This is a genomic window from Enterobacter sp. HNDS-6, from assembly GCF_039850505.1.
GTDB lineage: Bacteria > Pseudomonadota > Gammaproteobacteria > Enterobacterales > Enterobacteriaceae > Enterobacter > Enterobacter kobei.
In genome coordinates, this window is the sequence record NZ_CP156673.1 from 572,511 (window position 1) to 586,724 (window position 14,214).

Here is a 14,214-nt window from a genome sequence, read left to right on the forward strand (position 1 = left end):
GGGGCCGCACGTTATTTGACGGAGCGATTAGCCGCCGTACACATTGAAATCAAAGTACTTTTTCGCCAGCTTGTCATAGGTACCGTCAGCGCGCATTTCCGCAAACGCTTTGTTCAGCGCTTCGCGCAGTTCGTTGTCTTCTTTGCGCAGGCCCATACCGGTACCCACACCGAACAACTTCACATCCTTAATGGACGGACCGCCGAACTTGTAATCTTTGCCCACCGGCGTTTTCAGGAAGCCTTCGCTTGCCGCGACTTCATCCTGGAATGCCGCATCAATACGGCCGGCCGTCAGGTCTGCGTAAATATTTTCCTGGCCCTGATAGGAGACAATTTCGATCCCCTTCGGCGCCCAGTGTTCGTTACCGTAGGTTTCCTGGGTGGTGCCCTGCAGCACGCCCACGCGTTTGCCCTTCAGCGACTCAAGCGTTGGCTGAATATCAGAAGACTTCGCCACTACCAGACGTGAATCGGCCGCGTAGAGTTTGTCGGTGAAGGCAATCTCCTGCTGGCGTTTTTCAGTGATGGAGAGCGAGGACATAATTACGTCGATTTTTTTTGCTTTCAGGGATGGGATAAGCGCGTCCAGCGGGTTCTCAACGTAGGTACATTGCGCTTTGATGCGTTTGCACAGCTCATTGGCCAGATCGATGTCAAAACCCACCAGCTCACCCTTTGAATTCTTCGATTCAAACGGCGCATAGGTTGGATCAGTACCAATACGGATTTTCTGCGGAATGGCTGCGAATGCCGCGGTGGCGCTGGAAAAGGCCAGCACCAGAGATAGTGACAACACGAGTTTTTTCATATTTGTCCTCAACAAACTGTCTTCATACGGGATTTTTACGACGACGGGGTGGTGCTAATGTGCCATTAATCCCCACCTTCAGGCAAAGATTAATGCCTTCGGGCCGGGATATTTTGCATTATAAATGCGTAAGTATGCACAAAGCGATCCAATATAGTGCATTTAACGCACCATACTGGATCACCCCTTCGCCTGATGCCTCTTTTCAGTGCATCACCGTCAGGTCTCAGTCACCGTAGACGTTGAAGTCGAAGTATTTCTTCGCCAGTTTGTCGTAAGTACCGTCTTTACGCAGCTCTGTAAACGCTTTGTCAAAGGCGGCTTTCAGCTCGGTATCATCCTTACGCAGGCCAATACCGGTGCCGTCACCAAAGTATTTTTTGTCTTTCACGGACGGGCCTGCAAAAGCGTAGTCTTTCCCGGCTGGCTGCTTCAGGAAGCCTTCGCTCGCGGCGACTTCATCCTGGAATGCAGCATCCAGACGGCCCGCCGACAGGTCAGAGTAAATCAGATCCTGATTCTGATAGGCAACCACGTCGACACCCTTCTCGCGCCAGTTGGCATTGGCATAACCTTCCTGCGTTGACCCCTGGAGCACGCCAACATGCTTGCCTTTCAGCGAGTCGATGGTCGGCTGGATCGGGGAGCCTTTAGCAGCAATCAGACGTGAATCAGCGGCGTAGAGCTTGTCAGAGAAGGCAATCTCCTGCTGACGTTTTTCGGTGATAGAGAGAGAAGAGATAATGGCGTCGATTTTCTTGGCTTTCAGCGACGGAATTAATGCGTCAAAGTCGCTGCCCACCCATGTGCATTTTACCTGCATGCGTTTGCACATTTCATTTCCCAGATCGATATCAAACCCCACGAAATCGCCTTTCGCATCCTTGGAAGAGAATGGCGCGTAGGTTGCGTCTGTACCGATACGAACCGTCTGTGGAAGCGCTGCATAGCTACCTGCCGCCGCACTTAACCCCACCAGCAAAGACAGAGCCAGAACCGTCTTCTTCATACATTTACCCTCAAGTACCGTGATTTTATTATGTATTGTGTTGTGTGTTGTGTTGCAGGCTTCTCTTGCAGGTCTTATGCCACATTGCCGTCTGGTCAAAACTTCGACGTTAAATATGTTAATAAAACGTTGCGATATTGCCTTAATGGTGAAAGATAGCAGGTCTGCCGAACGAACCGGAGAGAGAAAAAGGGAAAAAACGAATTAAATGTCGAGGATATGATCGCCGTTGCATAATTGCCCTGAAACAGGGCAACGTCTCTTTTCATGCACAGCATGTGTGCACAGAATCAGGCTCCCTGCCAGCGGGTGAAGAGATCTTCCGGCAGGTCGATATCAAACTGATCCAGCACGCGGTTGACGGTCTGGTTGATCACATCATCCAGCGACTGCGGGCGATGATAAAACGCCGGTACCGGCGGCATGATCACGGCGCCCAGCTCGGCGGCCTGGGTCATCAGGCGCAAATGCCCCAGATGTAGCGGCGTTTCCCGCACGCAAAGCACCAGCGGGCGACGTTCCTTCAGCACGACATCCGCCGCGCGCGTTACCAGCGTGTCGGTATAGCTGTTCACAATGCCGGAGAGCGTTTTAATTGAACAGGGCAGGATCACCATGCCAGCGGTTTTAAACGAGCCTGAGGAGATGCTGGCGGCGATATCGCGCACGTCGTGAACGACGTCGGCCAGTGCCTGAACATCACGCAGGGAGAGATCGGTTTCAAGGGAGAGGGTTTGTCGCGCCGCCTGGCTCATCACCAGATGGGTTTCGACTTCCGCTACGTCGCGCAAAACCTGCAGCAGACGTACGCCGTAAATAGCGCCACTGGCACCGCTGAGCCCAACAATGAGTCGTTTCATGATTTTCGCCCTTACTGATTTCAGGGCAGACTGTGCAGGATTTCGCGGGGAGTTGCAAGTGAGGGCGAGCGCCCTCACCTGCAGAGAGATCAACCTTCGTTGTGCATCTCTAAACTTTCGAGATCGTTTTGCAGCTGAACGGCTTTCGCATCGTCGTTGCGCAGCGAATCAAGATAGTCAAGGTACTGCTGGTCGACGTCTTTGGTCACATAGACGCCGTTAAACACGGAGCATTCGAACTGCTGAATCTCCGGGTTCTCGGCGCGCACCGCGTCGATAAGATCGTTCAGATCCTGGAAAATCAGGCCATCGGCGCCGATAATCTGACGAATTTCGTCCACTTCGCGACCGTGCGCAATCAGCTCATTGGCGGTTGGCATATCGATGCCGTACACGTTCGGGAAGCGAATTTCCGGTGCGGCAGACGCCAGATACACTTTCTTCGCCCCCGCTTCGCGCGCCATCTCGATAATCTGCTCAGAGGTGGTACCACGCACGATGGAGTCATCCACCAGCAGAACGTTCTTATCACGGAATTCGGCGCGGTTGGCGTTCAGTTTACGACGTACAGACTTACGGCGCAGGTGCTGGCCCGGCATGATGAAGGTGCGGCCAACGTAGCGGTTCTTCACGAAGCCCTGACGGTAAGGTTTATCCAGAATACGGGCAATTTCCAGAGCGATATCGCAGGAGGTTTCCGGGATAGGAATAACCACGTCGATGTCGAGATCGTCCCATTCGCGAGCAATCTTCTCACCGAGCTTCGTGCCCATATTTACGCGCGCGCTGTAGACGGAAATCTTGTCGATGAAGGAGTCCGGGCGGGCGAAATAGACGTATTCAAACAGGCACGGGTTGCTGACCGGGTTGTCGGCACACTGACGGGTAAACAGCTGGCCCTTCTCGGTGATATACACCGCTTCGCCCGGCGCAACGTCACGCAGGAATTCGAAGCCCAGGGTATCCAGCGCCACGCTCTCAGAGGCAACCATATATTCGGTACGGCCATCGCCAAGGTCGCGCTTGCCCAGCACCAGCGGACGAATGCCGTTTGGATCGCGGAAGGCAACCATACCGTGACCGATAATCATCGCCACGCAGGCGTATGCACCGCGGATCTGGCGGTTGGTCGCAGCAATGGCAGCAAAGATATTGTCTGCTTCCAGCGGGTAGTGACGGAAGTTATCCAGCTCGCTGGCGAACACGTTGAGCAGGATTTCAGAATCAGAGGTGGTGTTAATGTGGCGACGTTTCTCTTCGAACAGCTTTTTACGCAGCTCATGGGCGTTGGTCAGGTTGCCGTTATGGGCAAGGGTGATGCCATACGGTGAGTTGACGTAGAAAGGCTGTGCCTCAGAGGCGCTGGAACTGCCAGCAGTAGGATAACGAACGTGACCGATCCCCATATTACCTTGCAGACGCTGCATATGGCGGGCTTCAAACACATCGTTTACCAGGCCATTCGCCTTACGTAAACGGAAGCAGTTGTTTGCATCAATGGTGATGATACCCGCAGCATCCTGCCCACGGTGCTGAAGCACCGTTAACGCGTCATAAATCGACTGGTTTACCGGCATGAAACCGGCGATACCGACAATACCGCACATTCGTCTTTTCCTCGTTAAGCCACATCTCAGGGTTTATGCCCTGGGCAAAAAACTCGACGAGCTTTGCAGATAGTCAAAGAACCATCTGATGATGAAGCTGAACTCAGGAATGAGCTGCGATTTCTGCCAGTCTTCACTTTTGGAGAACCCGGTGAAGGTATCCAGGAAGAACAGGATGGCGGCCACAATCAGCACACCTCGCAACGCCCCGAAACAGATCCCGAGTACCCTGTCCGTTCCTGACAGACCGGTTTTCTCGACCAGCTGACCTATCACGTAATTGACGATAGCACCAACAATCAGCGTCGCGATAAACAGCACCGCGATGGCGATTCCATTTCGGACCAGTTCATCTTCAAAGCCCGTGAACCAGACAGACAGGTAAGTGTAGTAATGACTGGCAACAAAGAAAGCACAACCCCAAGTCACCAGCGATAACGCTTCACGAACAAAGCCACGGATCAGGCTAACCAGACAGGAAAAACCAATCACCGCAATGATGGCGTAATCAATCCAGACCATATGTGTCCCACGATTTAACGCCCTGTCATCCAGTTCGGGGCGAATTCTAACAGAAAAAGAAAACGTTTGCGTAGGGATTTCCTTCCCGCGCGTAAATAAAAAAGGCGCTGAAAAAATAATCAACGCCACGGTCCTTTTGACATCTCTGTGGACGTCTTCTCCCCCTCACCCCGGCCCTCTCCCTTGAGGGCGAGGGTTAGGGTGAGGGGGAGATCTTATCAGTTCGCGCTATAGTTCATCACCACACCGCTCAGACCGGAGATCTGCTTCAGTTCACCCAGCGAGCCTTTCAGCTTATCTTTAGACGCTTCCGGCCCCACAAGGATACGGGTAATTTTACCCTGCACCGGCGTGGAAGGTGAAGTGTAAACACGATAGCCCGCGCTGCGCAGTTTACCCACGACCTCGTTAACTTTATCGGCGTTTTTCAACGCGCCCAGTTGCACAACATAGGCTTTGCCGGTCGGGGCTGCGTCTTGCTTCGCTGGCGGAGGGGTTTCTGACGCTGCAGCCAGTTGCTCTGCCGCTTTATCACGCGTTGGCTTCGGCTGCGGTTTCTCTACCTGCTTCGGTTTTTCAACAGGCTTCGGCTTCTCTACCGGTACCGGATCAATCTCGATGTTGTTATTCGCCGCCAGACGCGACGGGTCGAGCGACGGCGCAGCGGCATCGCCCGCGCGAACTTCTTCAGCCGCCCCTTCCGGCGGCTGGGCAGGCAGCGCCTGTGTCGCCGCAGGCAGCATATCCGGTTCATCACGGTCGCCCGGTTTCGGCACCAGCGGAATGGCTGCAAACTCGTCCTGATAATGCTTTTTCTGCCCGTCGAGCAGCCCGGGAAGAATAATCACCCCGAGCGCGACCAGCACAATGGTTCCTGTTAAACGGTTCTGAAACTTACTCGCCACCGGTTCTCCCCGCGTCCATCACTTCCATGACATGTGCCACCGTGTGGAAAGAGCCACACACCAGCACGGTATCTTCTGGTTTAGCATCCGCCATCGCGGCATGCCAGGCCTGAGCCACGCTACTATAGATTGCGCCTTTGCCGAGATGTTCCATCAACTGCTCGGCCGTCGCACCACGCGGCCCCTCAAGAGGAGCACAATACCAGCTATCGACCACACTCTCCATGCAGGCCAGCGTGCCACCGATATCTTTATCATGAAGCATACCGATAACCGCCAGCACGCGCCCGGTTTTTGGTAACGATTTGAGACGTCCTGCGAGGTACGCCGCTGCGTGTGGGTTGTGCGCCACGTCCAGGATCAGGCGCGGTGACTCACTCACTATCTGAAAACGTCCCGGCAGCAGCGCATTCTGAATGCCGTCGCGGATCGCCTGATCGCTGACCGCTAATCCGCTGGCGCGCAATGCCGCCAGCGCGGTTGCCGCGTTAGGCTGTGGCACCTGCGGCAGCGGCAGGTTGTCCAGCACTCCCTGCGCATCGCTAAAACGCCAGCCGTTATCCTGAACCTCATATTGCCAGTCAACGCCACGGCGCAGCAACAGAGCGCCCTTCTCCTGGGCCACGTCAGCAATAGTGTGCGGCATATCCGGCTCACCGACCACGGCGGGTTTATTCGCCCGGAAAATACCGGCCTTCTCGCGACCAATGCTTTCACGATCCGGCCCCAGCCAGTCGATATGGTCCAGCGCGATACTGGTGACCACCGCCACGTCCGCATCCACCATATTGGTGGCATCAAGCCGCCCGCCAAGACCCACTTCCAGAATCACCACATCCAGCTGCGCCTGTTTGAACAGCCACAATGCCGAAAGCGTGCCGTACTCGAAATAGGTTAACGAGATATCACCTCGCGCGGCTTCGATTTCCGCGAAAGACGCCGTATGCGCCGATTCCGGCAGCTCGCTGTTCTGCACGCGAACCCGCTCAGTGTAACGTACCAGGTGTGGTGAGCTGTAAACGCCTACCTTGTAACCCGCCGCCATCAGGACGGATTCCAGCGTACGGCAGGTAGTGCCTTTACCGTTGGTGCCTGCGACGGTGAAAACGAAAGGCGCAGGTTTCAGCACGCCCAGACGCGCGGCAACCTGGCTTACGCGCTCAAGCCCCATATCAATGGTTTTACTGTGCAGGTTTTCCAGATAAGAAAGCCACGCGGCCAGGGGCGACGTGGCTTGAGGAATGCTTTTATTTTCCATGATGCCCGGTTGTCATTAGCAGGTTATAAAGCAAAAGGGCAGCGCCATCTGGCCCTGCCCTTTTCAGTTATCAGGCCTCGGGTTCCTGATCCGGTACCACCACCCCTTCGCGCGGCTCATCCGGGTTTGGCGCGGGCAGATTCATCAGCTTCGCCAGAACGCTTGCCAGTTTCAGGCGCATTTCCGGACGGCGGACGATCATATCGATGGCGCCTTTCTCAATGAGGAACTCACTGCGCTGGAAGCCCGGCGGCAGTTTTTCACGAACGGTTTGCTCAATGACGCGAGGACCAGCGAAACCGATCAGTGCTTTTGGCTCAGCAATGTTCAGATCGCCCAGCATCGCGAAGCTTGCAGAGACGCCTCCCATGGTTGGGTCGGTCAGCACGGAAATGTAAGGCAGACCGCGTTCCTGCATTTTCGCCAGCGCCGCAGAGGTTTTCGCCATCTGCATCAGAGACATCAGCGCTTCCTGCATACGTGCTCCGCCAGAGGCAGAGAAGCAGATCAGCGGGCAGTTATCTTCCAGCGCTTGCTCAACGGCACGCACAAAACGTGCGCCCACGACAGAGCCCATTGAGCCACCCATAAAGGAGAACTCAAACGCCGCGGCGACAACCGGCATTTCATGCAGGGTGCCTTTCATGACGATCAGCGCGTCTTTCTCGCCAGTCTCTTTCTGTGCAGAGGCCAGACGATCTTTGTATTTTTTGGAATCGCGGAACTTCAGCACATCTTTTGGCTCAAGCTCGCTGCCCAGTTCTACCAGTGAACCTTCGTCCAGCAGGCTATGCAGGCGGTTACGCGCCGACATACGCATATGGTGGTCACACTTCGGACACACTTCAAGATTGCGTTCCAGCTCTGCACGGTACAGAACCTGGCCGCAGCTATCACACTTCGTCCATACCCCTTCAGGAATGCTCGCTTTGCGCGTTGGGGTAATGTTGCTTTTAATTCGTTCAATCCAGCTCATTGATAACCTTTCTGCCTGAACCTGGTCGTATGCCAGTTTTGCTATAAGAGGCGAATAATGCCATTTTTGCCTCCAACAGACCATGAATGTTGCACATTAAAACATAACAGCCCGAAACTTTGGATAAAAAAGTGGTCGAACCGCCAGCGTGCATTTACTTCGCTTGCTTTGCCGCCGCGCGTTTGTGACGAATAATCTCGATAACGCCAGGCAGTACGGAAAGCACAATAATCGCTACAATCAGTAACTTAAGGTTTTCCTGAACCACCGGCAAGTCGCCAAACAGGTAGCCTGCATAGGTAAACAACAGCACCCACAGCAGCGCGCCCACGACGTTATACATCGCAAAATGACGATAGGACATATGCCCCATTCCCGCCACAAACGGTGCAAATGTGCGCACAATAGGCACAAAACGCGCAAGGATAATGGTTTTTCCGCCATGACGTTCATAAAACGCATGGGTTTTATCCAAATAGCTGCGACGGAAAATTTTAGAATCAGGATTGCTGAACAAGCGCTCACCGAACACCCGGCCAATGGTATAGTTGACGGCATCCCCGATAATTGCGGCAATCACCATCAACACCACCATCAGATGCACGTTCAAATCATTGGTCGGTAGGGCCGATAACGCACCCGCAACAAACAGCAGGGAGTCCCCCGGCAGGAAGGGGGTAACGACCAGACCGGTTTCACAGAACAGAATGAGGAACAGGATGGCATAAACCCAGACGCCATACTGCGCGACCAGTTCCGCCAGGTGAACATCAATATGCAGAATGAAATCAATCAGAAAACGTATTACGTCCATATTGTCTAAGCCTTAATTGCACCTTTGTTTAGTCCGCTAAAAACAGCGGGCCCATTGGCGGTTTTGGCAGGTCAAACCGATCCGGATAGTCTACCGCAACCAGATACAGTCCTTCTGCTTTCGCCGTGGCTGCCGCAAGCGTTCTGTCCTTCGCTGCCAGCAGGTCTGCAATCCAGCTCTCCGGCTGGTGTCCGGCACCCACTTCCATCAGGCTGCCTACAATATTCCGCACCATATGATGTACAAAGGCATTGGCTTTGATATCCACCACCACATACGCGCCAAAACGGCTGACGTTTATGTGCATAACGTTACGCCACGGCGTACGGGACTGACATTGCACCGCACGAAACGACGTAAAGTCATTTTCACCAATCAGACACTGCGCGGCACGATGCATGCGTTCAGCATCGAGCGGTTCATAAAAATGCGTTACGCCCTGGCTTAGCACCGCCGGACGCAGACGCTGGTTGTAGATGACATAGCGGTAGCGACGCGCCGTCGCGCTGAAGCGCGCGTGAAAATCATCCGGCACAGCTTTCACCCAACGCACCGCAATGTCACCAGGTAAATTCGCATTTACACCCAGCGTCCAGGCGGCATCTTTGCGCACGGCAGTGGTTTCAAAGTGGACCACCTGCCCGGTACCGTGAACACCCGCATCCGTTCGGCCTGCGCACAGAACGTTAATCGGCTCGTTTGCCACCTGAGAGAGCGCTTTCTCCAGCTTTTCCTGGACGCTACGCACCTCATTCTGACGCTGCCAGCCATAATATTTACTGCCATCGTACTCGATACCGAGGGCAATTTTATGAACCGGCTTTTGTTCCACTTCTGACATCAGTACAGGTACTCCTGCACCAGTTTCTCAGCAATTTTGACCGCCATCAGCGCGCCGCCAAAACGAACGTTGTCCGCAACGGACCAGAACTGAACCTGCTCCGGCATACCGTAATCGTTCCGCACGCAACCGACTGAAAGATGGGCGCTACCGGTGGCGTCACCGACCTGCGTCGGAAACTCACTCTCTTCGGAAAGTACGATATCTTCACCGCGGCCAAACGCATCGCGCGCTTCTTCCGCCGCCAGCGGGCGCAGGGCTTCAAAACCTACCATCTGCGCGTGACCGTAGAATACCGGCGACTGCACGACGTTTGCGGAAATCATCAGCCCCTCATCCTGCAGAATTTTGCGCGCTTCATCGACGATACGGCGCTCTTCGCGCACGGAACCTTCACGATCCGGCAGCAGTGGCAGCATGTTGAACGCCAGCTGGCGACCGAAGAAATCATCCTCATCAATCGGGATACCGTTCAGCAGCTTCGCGCTCTGCCCGGCCAGCGCATCGACGGCCTTTTTGCCATTTGCGGAGGCAGACAGCAGGCTGGTGACGGTGATACGCGACAGGCCACCGTCGTCAATCAGCGGTTTCAGCGCGGTCAGCAGCTGGCTGGTCAGACTGTTCGGTACCGCGATGATATTACGGTTACGGTAGTCAGCCAGGACATACGGGTTGACATCCGGCACCACCAGCGGCACGTCCGGCTCCATGGCGAACAGACCGCTCAGGTCGATCACCAGGCAACCTGAATTGGTCGCCTCTTCGATGTAAGACGCCGTGGCTTCAGCACCCGCGGCGAAAAATGCCAGCTGCGCCTGGGTCCAGTCAAACGCAGCCGCATCCTGGACCATGACGGATTTACCGTTAAAGCGCAGATGCTCACCCGCACTATCGGTACGCGCCAGCGCATAGATATCGCCCACCGGGAACTGACGCTCAGCAAGGGTTTCGAGCAGGGCTTCGCCCACGGCACCGGTGGCACCTAAAATGGCAATGTTCCAGCCTTCAGACATGGTGGTTTACTCCAGAAATAAAAAAGCGTCCCTGCCGGAGTATCCGACAGGGAGCATTAAGAAGACATTAATGCGCCGGGTGATGAACGGCGTTAAAACCCAGTTTTTTCAGCAGCGTCGCGGCCGTTGCGTCGTCGCACATCACATACAGGGACGACCACTCGCGGCGCTCAACATAGTTCTTACGCAGCTTGTCAAATTCACCCGGGATCCCCGCCACTTTACGCAGCAGCGCATCATCGCGGCGCACATCATACACCAAATGCACCAGCCTTTTCAGCGTTGCCTGATCGAGCGGGCCATGCAGGGTAATGCGGCCAAATTCAGGTGCGGGAAGTAAGGTATCCAGCGCCACCTGCTGCGGATGGCCAATAAACGTGCTGTAGGCTTCAAACACCTGCGTTGTGCCGCGGGCTTTGCCTTCAAGCGTATAGCCCGCGATATGCGCAGTGGCTACGTCCACCTTGTTAAGCAGTTCAACGTTAAGATCCGGCTCCGGCTCCCAGACGTCCAGCACAACGCGGAGGTCTTGTCCTTCATTCAGACATTTCAGCAGCGCGGCGTTGTCCACCACCGGGCCACGGCAGGCATTTATCAGAATAGTGCCAGCCTTCAGACGACGGATCAGTGCTTCATCGGCAAGATGCAGGGACGTATAGGGGCCCTCTTTAAACAGCGGCGTGTGGAACGTCAGCACATCGCACTGTTCAACCAGCTCATCCAGCGAGCGGAAATCCCCTTCCTCACCGTTGTCTTTACGCGGCGGGTCGCACAGCAGCGTGCGAATACCTAACGCCTCCAGGCGCTTTTGCAGGCGTCCACCCACGTTACCCACCCCGACGATCCCCACGGTGCGGTCTTTCAGCACAAAACCGTCGCGCTCGGCCAGCATCAGCAAAGAGGAGAAGACATATTCCACGACGGCAATAGCATTACAGCCGGGCGCGGCGGAAAAGCCGATCCCCGCCTGCTTCAGCCATTGGTCATCCACATGATCGGTCCCTGCCGTTGCGGTTCCGACAAACTTAATCGCTTTTCCGGCGAGCAACGACGCATTTACTTTGGTCACCGAGCGCACCATCAGCGCGTCTGCGTCATCCAGTTCGTTGACCGGGATCGGGCGACCAGGGACAGCCTTAACATTACCCAGGCGGCTAAACAGCTCACGGGCATAAGGCATATTTTCATCAACGAGGATTTTCACGTCTGAGTACCTGTTTGAGAGGAAGTAAACCTGCCAAGTGTGCCATAATCTGGCCGCCAGGCATATACGTCTGCCAGGTTTACGCTGAGTTTTGACTTTAAGGATTTTTGACGATGCAGCCCATTTCAGGTACGCCGCCACGCCCTCCGGGTGAAGGCCCTGTCACGCCAAACGTTGCCGGTGAACAACCGCTATCCACGCAACAGCGCACCGTGCTGGAGCGACTGATCACGCGCCTGATTGCGCTGACTTCACAGCAAAACGCGGAAGTCTGGGCCGGGGTAAAGCATGATTTAGGCGTCAGGAACGACGCACCGCTGCAGTCGCGACATTTCCCTGCTGCCGAGCAAAATCTCAACCAGCGTATTACGACCGCACAGCAGAACCACACCACGCGGCAGATTGTCACGCAACTGACCGAGCTGCTCGGCCAGGGAAATAACCGTCAGGCGGTCAGCGACTTTATCCGCCAGCAGTATGGCCAGACTGCCCTGAGCCAGCTGACGCCAGACCAGCTTAAAACCGTGCTGACGCTGTTGCAGAACAATCAGCTGTCGATCCCACAGCCGCAGCTGCGGCCGGCGACCGAGCGTTCGCTGCTGCCTGCTGAGCACAACACTCTGAATCAAATGGTGACCAAACTGGCCGCCGCCACCGGCGAGTCAACAAAGCTTATCTGGCAATCCATGCTCGAACTGTCCGGCGTAAAGGCGGGCGAGTTGATCCCGGCCAAACAGTTTCCCCATCTGGTGACCTGGCTACAGGCGCGCCAGACGCTCAGCACCCAAAGCGCCCCTACCCTGCATACCGTTCAGGCTGCGCTTAAACAGCCGCTGGAACCGCACGAGTTCGAGGCGATTCGGGATTACGCCCAGCAGAACTGGCAGGCGACACCGCAAACGGTACTGACCACCGCGCAGGTGCAGGATGTGCTCAATCAGATCTTCGTGCGCCGCGCCGAGCGGGAAGGCGGCGTACCGGAGGCAAGAAACATTCAGCCGATCTACAGCCCGCTTTTTGCGCCCGTTGTGGAGACGTTCAGAACGCTCTCCGCCCGTTCGGGATTGTTGTTTATTGCGTTACTGATTGCGCTGGCGATTTTCTGGCTGGTTGCTTAACACTGCCGGGTGGCGGCTTCACCTTACCGGGCCTACGGCTAGTGCGGTTGTAGGCCCGGTAAGCGAAGCGCCACCGGGCAAAAACTACGGCCGGCGAAACGCCACCAGCGTCACCACAATACCCATCACTGCAGAAACAGCACCGGCCAGGAAGACGGACGGATAGCCAAACGAGGTGGCCAGCAGTCCGGCCAGCGGTCCGGTTACTCCGTATGAGATATCCTGAAACGCCGCATAGCCGCCGAGTGCTGTACCACGCACCTGCGGGGCCACACGCTTCACGACTTCCACGCCAAGCGCCGGGAAAATCAACGAGCAACCGCAGCCGGTGAGTGCTGCGCCAATCAGCGCGACAGAGGCGACCGGTGCGTGCCACAGCAGCAGCAGGCCAACGGTCTCTATCATCAGCGATGCCACCGCCACCTTCACGCCACCAAAGCGATCCGGCATCCAGCCGAAGAACACGCGCATCAGCACAAACGCCCCGCCAAACGCGGTGAGCGTAAATCCGGCCATCGCCCAGCCGCGGCTCATAAAGTAGAGCGAGACGAACGTGCCAATCACCGCAAAACCTACGCCCTGCAGCGCCAGGCCCAGACCCGGCTGCCAGATTTGGCCGATCACGCTCCACAGGGAAGGACGCTCCCCTTTGTGAGCGGGTACCTTACGTACCGAGCCGTTAAACGCCCACGCCAGCAGCGGCAACACCATGGTGGTGGCTGCCAGCGCCGCAAAGCCAAACTGGCTATTGATCAGCAGTCCCAGCGGTGCGCCAGCGGCCAGCGCGCCATAAATAGCCATGCCGTTCCAGGACATCACTTTGCCCGAACGAGCAGGCCCCACCAGACCCATTCCCCAGGTCAGGGTACCGGTCAGCAGCTGGCTTTCACCAAAGCCAAGGATTAAACGTCCCAGCACCAGCAGCGCAAATTTATACCCTGCGTCTACCGGCAAAAGCGCGGCTAACAGCCATGCCCCGCCCGCCAGACCACAGGCAAACATCCCCTGTAACGCCGAGCGTTTTGCACCATGCTGATCTGCCAGCCGTCCGGCGTACCCGCGGGTTAACACCGTGGCTAAAAACTGAATGCCCACGGCAATGCCGACCATGGTGTTGCCATAGCCGAGTTCCTGATGAACGAACAGTGGGATCACCGGCAGCGGCAGGCCAACGGTCATGTAGGTCAGAAATACCGCAAAGGCGATTCGGAAAAGGGAAAGGTTACCGGAAGGGGCGCTCTTCTCTGGGATAACAGCCTTCATGCATAACTCCGTGT

14 protein-coding genes are annotated in these 14,214 nt (G+C 55.8%); 1 reads left to right on the forward strand and 13 read right to left on the reverse strand.

All coding sequences use genetic code 11. The features are described from left to right. Positions 1-27: 27 nt before the first annotated feature. The 12 genes from hisJ to pdxB all read right to left on the reverse strand — a co-directional run bounded on the left by hisJ (position 28) and on the right by pdxB (position 11,819). A complete protein-coding gene (gene hisJ / locus ABFI50_RS02580; RefSeq protein WP_008502592.1) occupies positions 28-810 on the reverse strand; it encodes a histidine ABC transporter substrate-binding protein HisJ in 783 nt (260 codons plus the stop codon). Positions 811-1,036: 226 nt separating this feature from the next. Then, on the reverse strand, positions 1,037-1,819 hold the full coding sequence (argT, locus tag ABFI50_RS02585) for a lysine/arginine/ornithine ABC transporter substrate-binding protein ArgT (protein WP_014884662.1): 783 nt from the start codon (positions 1,817-1,819) through the stop codon (positions 1,037-1,039). A gap of 290 nt (positions 1,820-2,109) precedes the next feature. Continuing rightward, positions 2,110-2,679: a UbiX family flavin prenyltransferase gene (locus ABFI50_RS02590; RefSeq protein WP_213783757.1), complete on the reverse strand. Its 570-nt coding sequence runs from the start codon at positions 2,677-2,679 to the stop codon at positions 2,110-2,112. Between the two features lie 89 nt (positions 2,680-2,768). Further along, on the reverse strand, positions 2,769-4,286 hold the full coding sequence (purF, locus tag ABFI50_RS02595) for an amidophosphoribosyltransferase (RefSeq protein WP_014884664.1): 1,518 nt from the start codon (positions 4,284-4,286) through the stop codon (positions 2,769-2,771). 33 nt (positions 4,287-4,319) lie between these two features. After that, complete coding sequence (gene cvpA, locus ABFI50_RS02600) at positions 4,320-4,808, reverse strand: colicin V production protein (RefSeq protein ID WP_000262116.1); 489 nt, start codon at positions 4,806-4,808, stop codon at positions 4,320-4,322. Positions 4,809-5,026: 218 nt separating this feature from the next. Next, the gene (gene dedD / locus ABFI50_RS02605) at positions 5,027-5,713 is read right to left on the reverse strand and encodes a cell division protein DedD (protein ID WP_248189216.1); all 687 of its coding nucleotides are present in this window, start codon (positions 5,711-5,713) and stop codon (positions 5,027-5,029) included. Continuing rightward, the gene (gene folC / locus ABFI50_RS02610; protein ID WP_063943738.1) at positions 5,703-6,971 is read right to left on the reverse strand and encodes a bifunctional tetrahydrofolate synthase/dihydrofolate synthase; all 1,269 of its coding nucleotides are present in this window, start codon (positions 6,969-6,971) and stop codon (positions 5,703-5,705) included. Before folC ends, dedD begins: the two co-directional genes overlap by 11 nt. Before the next feature lie 70 nt (positions 6,972-7,041). After that, positions 7,042-7,947 (reverse strand): acetyl-CoA carboxylase, carboxyltransferase subunit beta, encoded by a 906-nt coding sequence (gene accD / locus ABFI50_RS02615; protein ID WP_014884667.1) that lies wholly within the window; start codon positions 7,945-7,947, stop codon positions 7,042-7,044. 154 nt (positions 7,948-8,101) lie between these two features. Then, positions 8,102-8,761, reverse strand: coding sequence for a DedA family protein (locus tag ABFI50_RS02620; protein WP_014884668.1), 660 nt, complete (start codon positions 8,759-8,761; stop codon positions 8,102-8,104). 28 nt (positions 8,762-8,789) lie between these two features. Beyond that, positions 8,790-9,602 (reverse strand): tRNA pseudouridine(38-40) synthase TruA, encoded by an 813-nt coding sequence (gene truA / locus ABFI50_RS02625; protein ID WP_014884669.1) that lies wholly within the window; start codon positions 9,600-9,602, stop codon positions 8,790-8,792. Further along, positions 9,602-10,615: an aspartate-semialdehyde dehydrogenase gene (locus tag ABFI50_RS02630; RefSeq protein WP_023330985.1), complete on the reverse strand. Its 1,014-nt coding sequence runs from the start codon at positions 10,613-10,615 to the stop codon at positions 9,602-9,604. Before ABFI50_RS02630 ends, truA begins: the two co-directional genes overlap by 1 nt. Before the next feature lie 67 nt (positions 10,616-10,682). Then, positions 10,683-11,819, reverse strand: a complete 1,137-nt coding sequence (pdxB, locus tag ABFI50_RS02635) for a 4-phosphoerythronate dehydrogenase PdxB (RefSeq protein WP_045269240.1) — start codon at positions 11,817-11,819, stop codon at positions 10,683-10,685. Between the two features lie 113 nt (positions 11,820-11,932). Between pdxB and flk the strand changes: the two genes are divergently transcribed. Then, on the forward strand, positions 11,933-12,937 hold the full coding sequence (flk, locus tag ABFI50_RS02640) for a flagella biosynthesis regulator Flk (protein WP_248189218.1): 1,005 nt from the start codon (positions 11,933-11,935) through the stop codon (positions 12,935-12,937). 84 nt (positions 12,938-13,021) lie between these two features. On the opposite strand, the gene ABFI50_RS02645 is transcribed toward flk, so the two are convergent. Then, positions 13,022-14,200, reverse strand: coding sequence for an MFS transporter (locus ABFI50_RS02645; RefSeq protein ID WP_347485290.1), 1,179 nt, complete (start codon positions 14,198-14,200; stop codon positions 13,022-13,024). Positions 14,201-14,214: the final 14 nt, after the last annotated feature.

Bases quoted from the DNA above. Each gene is read 5' to 3' on its own strand.
- ABFI50_RS02620 (WP_014884668.1), bottom strand. From the start codon at position 8,761: ATGGACGTAATACGTTTTCTGATTGATTTCATTCTGCATATTGATGTT.
- ABFI50_RS02630 (WP_023330985.1), bottom strand. From the start codon at position 10,615: ATGTCTGAAGGCTGGAACATTGCCATTTTAGGTGCCACCGGTGCCGTG.
- ABFI50_RS02590 (WP_213783757.1), bottom strand. From the start codon at position 2,679: ATGAAACGACTCATTGTTGGGCTCAGCGGTGCCAGTGGCGCTATTTAC.
- argT (WP_014884662.1), bottom strand. From the start codon at position 1,819: ATGAAGAAGACGGTTCTGGCTCTGTCTTTGCTGGTGGGGTTAAGTGCG.
- ABFI50_RS02645 (WP_347485290.1), bottom strand. From the start codon at position 14,200: ATGAAGGCTGTTATCCCAGAGAAGAGCGCCCCTTCCGGTAACCTTTCC.
- purF (WP_014884664.1), bottom strand. From the start codon at position 4,286: ATGTGCGGTATTGTCGGTATCGCCGGTTTCATGCCGGTAAACCAGTCG.
- flk (WP_248189218.1), top strand. From the start codon at position 11,933: ATGCAGCCCATTTCAGGTACGCCGCCACGCCCTCCGGGTGAAGGCCCT.
- folC (WP_063943738.1), bottom strand. From the start codon at position 6,971: ATGGAAAATAAAAGCATTCCTCAAGCCACGTCGCCCCTGGCCGCGTGG.
- hisJ (WP_008502592.1), bottom strand. From the start codon at position 810: ATGAAAAAACTCGTGTTGTCACTATCTCTGGTGCTGGCCTTTTCCAGC.
- accD (WP_014884667.1), bottom strand. From the start codon at position 7,947: ATGAGCTGGATTGAACGAATTAAAAGCAACATTACCCCAACGCGCAAA.
- cvpA (WP_000262116.1), bottom strand. From the start codon at position 4,808: ATGGTCTGGATTGATTACGCCATCATTGCGGTGATTGGTTTTTCCTGT.
- truA (WP_014884669.1), bottom strand. From the start codon at position 9,602: ATGTCAGAAGTGGAACAAAAGCCGGTTCATAAAATTGCCCTCGGTATC.